This window comes from Mesorhizobium sp. M2A.F.Ca.ET.042.01.1.1, from assembly GCF_003997405.1.
GTDB lineage: Bacteria > Pseudomonadota > Alphaproteobacteria > Rhizobiales > Rhizobiaceae > Mesorhizobium.
Genome location: NZ_RZRX01000053.1, coordinates 21,908 through 28,634 on the forward strand (window position 1 = coordinate 21,908; position 6,727 = coordinate 28,634).

Here is a 6,727-nt window from a genome sequence, read left to right on the forward strand (position 1 = left end):
GTCAGAGCAATTTCCACGCGATGTAGATCAGCGTCAGCGCAATCACCCAAAGCGCCACGCGGCCGGAACGGGTGTGGCGCGCCTCGGCCTTGCCGATGGCTCGCGCGGTCGCTTCGTCGAAGCGCAGGCCGTTCTCGGCCATCAGGTCGATCTCGCGCGACAGCCGGTCGGTGCGGGCTGCGAGGTCCGGCGCCTGCCTCGCCAGCGCCAGCAGCGCCTTGGCGCCGTCCCGCGCGTCGGTGAGCAGCCCGCGCGGACCGAGATTGCCGGCGATCCAGTCGCCCACCACCGGTTCCGAAGTCTTCCACATGTTGAAGGCCGGATCGAGCGTGCGGGCGACACCTTCCACCACCACCATGGTCTTCTGCAGCAGGATCAGTTCCGGACGCGTCGCCATGTCGAACAGTTCGGTGACCTCGAAGAGAAGCGTCAAAAGCTTCGCCATCGAGATGGTGTCGGCCGACTGGCCGTGGATCGGCTCGCCGATGGCGCGGATCGCCTGCGCGAAGGCCGAGACATTGTGCTGGCGCGGCACGTAGCCCGCCTCGAAATGCACCTCGGCGACGCGCTGATAGTCGCGCACGATGAAGCCGTAGAGGATCTCCGCCAGGAAGCGCCGCTCCTTCTTGCCGAGCCGCCCGGCAATGCCGAGATCGACGGCGACGATGGTGCCGTCCGCCTCGACGAACAGGTTCCCTGGATGCATGTCGGCATGGAAGAAGCCGTCGCGCAGCGTGTGCCGCAGGAACGACTGGATGAGATTGGCGGCAATCGCCTTGAGGTCATGGCCGGCGGCGGCAAGGCCGGCGATGTCGTTCATCTTGACGCCGTCGATCCATTCCATGGTGAGCACGTCGCGGCCGGTCCGTTCCCAGTCGACTGCCGGCACGCGGAATCCCGAATCGTCCTTGGTGTTCTCGCCGAGCTCCGAAAGTGCGGCCGCCTCCAGCCGCAGGTCCATCTCGATCCTGGTGGTCTGCGCCAGCGTCTGCGTCACCTCGACCGGGCGCAGCCGGCGCGACGAGGGGATGTACTTCTCCTGCAGGCGGGCGGCGAGGAAATAGCTTTCGAGGTCCTGGAAGAAGCGGTGCCGCACGCCGGGCCGGATGACCTTCACCGCCACGCGCGAAGCAGTGCCCTCGCGCATGACCTCGGCCCTGTGCACCTGCGCGATCGAGGCCGCCGCCACCGGTTCGCCGAAGCCCAAATAGAGGTCGTCGATCCTGCGTCCGAGCGAGGCCTCGATCGCGTGGACCGCCTCTGCCTTCGGAAAGGTGTGCATCTTGTCCTGCAACAGCGCGAGGTCGAGCGCCATGTCATTGCCGACGACATCGGGCCGCGTCGCCAGGAACTGGCCGAGCTTGACATAGGAGGGTCCGAGCCGCACCACGGCGCGTGCCAGCCTGTCGCCGCGCTGATAGCTCAGCGCCCGGCGGCGGGTGAAAAGCCGCGCAACGCTCCAGCCGAATTTCGGCATGCCGGAGAGCTCTTCGCCCGGCAACGCCGCGACGACGCCCTCGCGGACCAGCACCCAGCCGGCCCGGGCGAGCCTGAAGGCGGCGGCGACGCTGCTCATTCGCCATCCCGATTCAAGAGGGCCTGTTTCAAAGGAGCCTGCTTCAAGGGGGCCTGCTTCAAAGCTTCCAGCCGGAATGAAGGGCGGCGATCCCGCCGGAATAGTTGCGGAAGGTGACGCGATCGAAGCCGGCGCGGGTGATCATCGCCGCGAAATTCTGCTGGTTGGGGAACTTGCGGATGGATTCGACGAGGTAGGAGTAGGGCTCGCCGTCGCCGGTCACCGCCTTGCCTATCCTGGGGATCGCGTTGAACGACCAGGCCTCATAGGCCTTGTCGAGCAGCGGCATCTCGACCTCCGAGAATTCCAGGCACAGAAACCGCCCGCCGCGCTTCAGCACGCGATAGGCTTCGGCAAGCGCCACCTCGATGCGCGGCACGTTGCGGATGCCGAAGGCGATCGTATAGGCGTCGAAGGTCTCGTCCTCGAACGGCAATTCCTCGGCATTGGCCTCGACGAAGTCGGTGTTTGCCGCGAGCCCCAGCTTCTCGGCGCGGTCGCGGCCGACGGAGAGCATGGAACCGTTGATGTCGAGCACGGTGGCATGGGCCTGGCGCTGGCTGGCCTCGACGATCCTGAAGGCGATGTCCCCGGTGCCGCCGGCGACATCGAGCACCTTCCAGCCCGGCCGCTTCGGCGGGTTCAGCCATGCGACCATCGCGTCCTTCCACAACCGATGCAACCCGGCCGACATCAGATCGTTCATCAGGTCGTATCGATTGGCCACCTTATGGAAGACGTCATTGACCAGGGGCTGCTTCTCGCCTGCCCCGACCTTCCTGAAACCATAGGAGGTTTCCATGCCGCCCGCGGCCGTGGTTCTCTCAACTGACATTATTTTGATCCGTCATAAAACCGGCGGGACCATAGCCGATCGATGGTGCCGACGCTATTGTCCAAGGCGCGGTTTTCGGCCGCGCCTGCAAAACCCGGTCGAGAAAGGTCCCGCATGATTTTCCGGCCAGATTCCGTGCGAGAACAGCATGCTGGGCGCAATGACCGCATGATTTTGAAGGCCGAGTTGCACTGCCATATCGAAGGCGCGGCGGCACCGGAGCTTGTCGTCAGCCAGGCCCGCAAATATGGCAAGGATCCCTCGCCCTATATCCAGAACGGCTCCTTCGTCTGGCACGATTTCACCTCGTTTCTCGCCGCTTACGATTTCGCTTCCGACCTGTTTCGCACGGAAGACGATTATGCGCGTCTCGCCGACTATTATCTGACCAGCCTCGCTCGCGACGGCGCCATCTATTCCGAGGTCTTCACCTCGCCGGACCATGCGGTAAAGGCCGGCCTCTCGCCAAAAGCCTATACCGACGCGCTGGGCGAAGGCATGGCCCGCGCCAAGGCCAAGACAGGGATCGAAGGCCGCATGATCGTCACCGGCGTGCGCCATGTCGGGGTCGAGGCGATCGAGCAGGCGGCACGCTTCGCGGCACGCTGCGGCCATCCGCTGGTGACCGGTTTCGGCGTCGCCGGCGACGAGCGCATCGGTGACTTCGAGGACTATGTGCGGGCCTTCGAGATCGCGCGTGAAGCCGGCCTCGGCATCACCATCCATGCCGGCGAGCTGATGGGATGGGAAAGTGTCCAGGCGGCTCTCGACCACATCCGTCCCTCGCGCATCGGTCATGGCGTGCGCGCCATCGAGAACCCGGACCTCGTCCGCCGCATCGCCGCCGAGGGGGTGGTGCTGGAATGCTGCCCGGGCTCCAACGTCGCTTTGAAAGTCTTCGACAGCTTCGCCGACCATCCTTTTCCGGCGCTGCGCGCTGCGGGCTGCAAGGTGACGCTCAACTCCGACGACCCGCCCTATTTCTGGACCTCGCTGAAGCGCGAATACGATATCGCCGCCGAGCATTTCCGCATGGACGACAAGGCGCTTACCGCCGTCACGAGGACGGCCATCGAGGCAGCGTTCGTGGACAAGAAAACCAAGGCCGCCCTGCTTGCCCGTGTCAACGGCGTCGGCCGCTAACTCTCTGCTGGATTCGTCCTTCTTCTGGATTTAAGGCAAAAGCTGTGGTGGATGGCCGCCGGGCGGTTCCTTGGCCGGCGCATTGTCGCTAGGGTCGCTTCCAGCAGCCGGAATTTCAGGAGATCACGATGCAGGGCGTCACCGTCGTCGACCACCCCCTTGTCCAGCACAAGCTGACCATCATGCGCAAGAAGGAGACCTCGACGGCCGGCTTCCGGCGGCTGCTGCGCGAGATTTCGCTTCTGCTCGGCTATGAGGTGACTCGTAATCTCGAGCTGACCACGACCATGATCGAGACGCCGATCGAGGAGATGGAGGCGCCGACGCTGGAAGGCAAGAAGCTGGTCTTCGCCTCGGTGCTGCGCGCCGGCAACGGCCTGCTCGAGGGCCTGCTCGATCTGGTGCCGGCCGCCCGCGTCGCCCATATCGGCCTCTACCGCGACCATGAGACCCTGGAAGCCGTCGAATATTTCTTCAAGGCGCCGAGCGACCTTGCCGACCGCCTGGTGATCGTCGTCGATCCGATGCTGGCGACCGCCAATTCGGCGATCGCCGCGATCGACAAGCTGAAGGGACGCGGCGCCACCAACATCCGCTTCCTCTGCCTGCTCGCCGCCCCCGAAGGCATCGAGCGCTTCACCAAGGCGCATCCGGACGTGCCGATCTTCACCGCCTCGATCGACCGCCAGTTGAACGACAAGGGCTATATCATGCCTGGCCTCGGCGACGCCGGCGACCGCATGTACGGGACCAAGTGAGCGCATCCGTTTACCGCGCGTTTACACAACCGCGCAGTTCCGGCCCACGTTAAAGCTCAAAACACCATGTCGGCCTAAGGATGCGGCCTTGATCTAAGGGGCATCCATGCTGCGCAAGCTTCTCATCCTCGGCATCTTTGCCGGAACCTCGGCCTCGATTCCGATCGTCTTTCAGGCCAATCCGCATCTGGTGGACGGCCTGCTGAAATCGGCCGATGCCCCGCGGCCGGCGGCGCCGAAGGCCGAGCCCCAGGTCAATCTCGTCTCGGTCCCGGCCAAGCCGATGCCGCTCGGCCGGCAGGTTCTGGTCAATGCCGACGCCCGCGGCCATTTCACATCGCAGTTCAAGCTCAACGGCCGGCAGATCGACGGCATGATCGACACCGGCGCGACGCTGGTCGCCATCAACGTCTCGACCGCCCGCAGAATCGGCATCTCGCTCAACCCGTCAGATTTCAATCAACTGGCGAACACCGCCAATGGGGCGATCAAGGCCGCCGTCGTGACGGTCGACCACCTGCAGATCGGCAAGATCTCGGTCGACAACGTCCAGGCGATGGTGCTTGACGACCGGGCGCTGCAGACCAACCTGATCGGCATGAGCTTCCTGCAGCGGTTGCAGAAATACCAGGTCCAGGACGGCGCGCTGCTGCTTGTCCAGTAAGTGTCATAAGCAATTCCAGGAAAAGTGTGCAGCGGTTTTCCGTCCGGAATTGCGTCAAAAACAAAACAGTTAAAGCAGGTCACCGTTTCCGCGAAACGGTGACCTGCTTTATCGCGCCAATATCCGCCTGAGCACGGTCTTCTCGGCGGGCGGCTTGGAACCTCCGATCGTATAAGCGGCACGCACGGCCGCCGCTGCCGCCTCCGCCTCCGCGTCGGTGCGGGCATGCACCAGCGCCAGCGTCTCGCCTGAGCGCGCCTCGGCGCCCACCGGCAACAGCCGGGTCAAACCGACCGCATGATCGATCTTGTCGTCCGGACGGGAACGCCCGCCGCCGAGCGTGACAACGGCCAGCCCTATATCGCGCGTGGCGATGCCGGTCACGAACCCGTCCTGTTCCGCCGTCACGGCCAATTCGACCGGCGCCTTCGGCAAATATCGTTCCGAGTTCTCGATGAAATCGCCGGGGCCCCCAAGCACAGCCACCATCCGCGCGAAGACGGAAGCTGCCCGGCCGCCGGCGAGCGCTTCGGTCGCACGCCTAAGGCCATCCTGCTGCGACGAAACCAGCCCCGCCGACTGCAGCATCTCGGCCGCCAGCGCCAGCGTCACGTCCTCCAGCCGCTTGTCGCGAAAACGGCCGGTGAGGAAGTCGACGGCATTCTTCACCTCGACCGCGTTGCCTGCGGCGGAGGCCAGCGGTTCGTTCATGCCCGTCACCAGCGCCGACGCATTCAAGCCGGCGCCATTGGCGACCTCGACAAGGCTGTTCGCCAGGGCGACGGCGTCGCGCGACTTTTCCATGAAGGCGCCGTTGCCGACCTTGACGTCGAGCACCAGCGAGCCCAAGCCCGCGGCAAGCTTCTTCGACAGGATCGAAGCGGTGATCAGCGGCATCGATTCGACCGCGCCCGTCACGTCGCGGATCGCGTAGAGCCTGCGGTCTGCCGGCGCAAGATCGGCGGTCTGGCCGATGATGGCGCAACCGGTCTCGAGCACCGTCTTGCGGAAAAGTGCCACGTCGGGCTGGCTCGCATAGCCCGGAATGGCATCCATCTTGTCCAGCGTGCCGCCGGTGTGGCCGAGGCCGCGCCCGGAGATCATCGGCACATACGCGCCGCAGGCGGCGACGATCGGCGCCAGCATCAGCGAGACATTGTCGCCGACGCCACCCGTCGAATGCTTGTCGGTGACCGGGCCGGGCAGGTCGGACCAGTCGAGAACGTCGCCGGAATCGCGCATGGCAATCGTCAGCGCCACCGCTTCCTCGCGGCTCATGCCGTTGAGGAACACGGCCATTGCGAAAGCGCCGACCTGGCCTTCGGAAATGGTGCCGGCCGTCAGCCCGGCGATGAAGGCCGCGATCTCGTCGGACGAGAGCCTGTGGCCGTCGCGCTTGCGGCGGATGATCTCCTGCGGCAGCATCAGTCGGGCAAGCCGTCCTGGAAGACGTGCCGCAGGATCGTCGCCAGCCGCGCGCCGCCGACCGGCGCCATGTCCTTGGTTTCCTGATGCGAGAGTTCCGCCCCGGTCATGCCGGCCGCCAGATTGGTGATGACCGAGCAGGCAGCGACCTTGAGCCCGAGGAAGCGGGCGAGGATGACCTCCGGCACGGTCGACATGCCGACCGCGTTGGCGCCCATGACGCGCGCCATGCGGATTTCCGCCGGCGTCTCGAAGCATGGTCCAGAAAACCACATATAAACGCCCTTCTGGACCATGCTTCGAGACGCCGGCGGAAATCCGCATGG

General features: G+C 65.1%; 6 protein-coding genes and 1 pseudogene. 3 read left to right on the plus strand and 4 right to left on the minus strand.

Annotated elements, in window-relative coordinates:
- Nucleotide 1: 1 nt before the first annotated feature.
- Nucleotides 2–1,576, minus strand: coding sequence for a 2-polyprenylphenol 6-hydroxylase (ubiB, locus tag EOA23_RS10755; protein ID WP_127304001.1), 1,575 nt, complete (start codon nucleotides 1,574–1,576; stop codon nucleotides 2–4).
- Between the two features lie 58 nt (nucleotides 1,577–1,634).
- Nucleotides 1,635–2,411: a bifunctional demethylmenaquinone methyltransferase/2-methoxy-6-polyprenyl-1,4-benzoquinol methylase UbiE gene (gene ubiE / locus EOA23_RS10760; RefSeq protein WP_127304003.1), complete on the minus strand. Its 777-nt coding sequence runs from the start codon at nucleotides 2,409–2,411 to the stop codon at nucleotides 1,635–1,637.
- A gap of 168 nt (nucleotides 2,412–2,579) precedes the next feature.
- On the opposite strand from ubiE, the gene EOA23_RS10765 reads away from it, so the two are divergent.
- The 3 genes from EOA23_RS10765 to EOA23_RS10775 all read left to right on the plus strand — a co-directional run bounded on the left by EOA23_RS10765 (nucleotide 2,580) and on the right by EOA23_RS10775 (nucleotide 4,976).
- A complete protein-coding gene (locus EOA23_RS10765; RefSeq protein ID WP_127304004.1) occupies nucleotides 2,580–3,554 on the plus strand; it encodes an adenosine deaminase in 975 nt (324 codons plus the stop codon).
- A gap of 128 nt (nucleotides 3,555–3,682) precedes the next feature.
- A complete protein-coding gene (gene upp, locus EOA23_RS10770) occupies nucleotides 3,683–4,312 on the plus strand; it encodes a uracil phosphoribosyltransferase (protein WP_027165262.1) in 630 nt (209 codons plus the stop codon).
- A gap of 106 nt (nucleotides 4,313–4,418) precedes the next feature.
- A complete protein-coding gene (locus tag EOA23_RS10775) occupies nucleotides 4,419–4,976 on the plus strand; it encodes a TIGR02281 family clan AA aspartic protease (RefSeq protein ID WP_127304006.1) in 558 nt (185 codons plus the stop codon).
- Between the two features lie 108 nt (nucleotides 4,977–5,084).
- Here EOA23_RS10775 and deoA read toward each other — a convergent pair whose 3' ends face one another.
- Nucleotides 5,085–6,401, minus strand: a complete 1,317-nt coding sequence (gene deoA, locus EOA23_RS10780) for a thymidine phosphorylase (RefSeq protein ID WP_127304008.1) — start codon at nucleotides 6,399–6,401, stop codon at nucleotides 5,085–5,087.
- Nucleotides 6,401–6,727: pseudogene (locus tag EOA23_RS10785) on the minus strand (purine-nucleoside phosphorylase); the annotation flags it as partial. The gene deoA and the pseudogene EOA23_RS10785, both read right to left, overlap by 1 nt.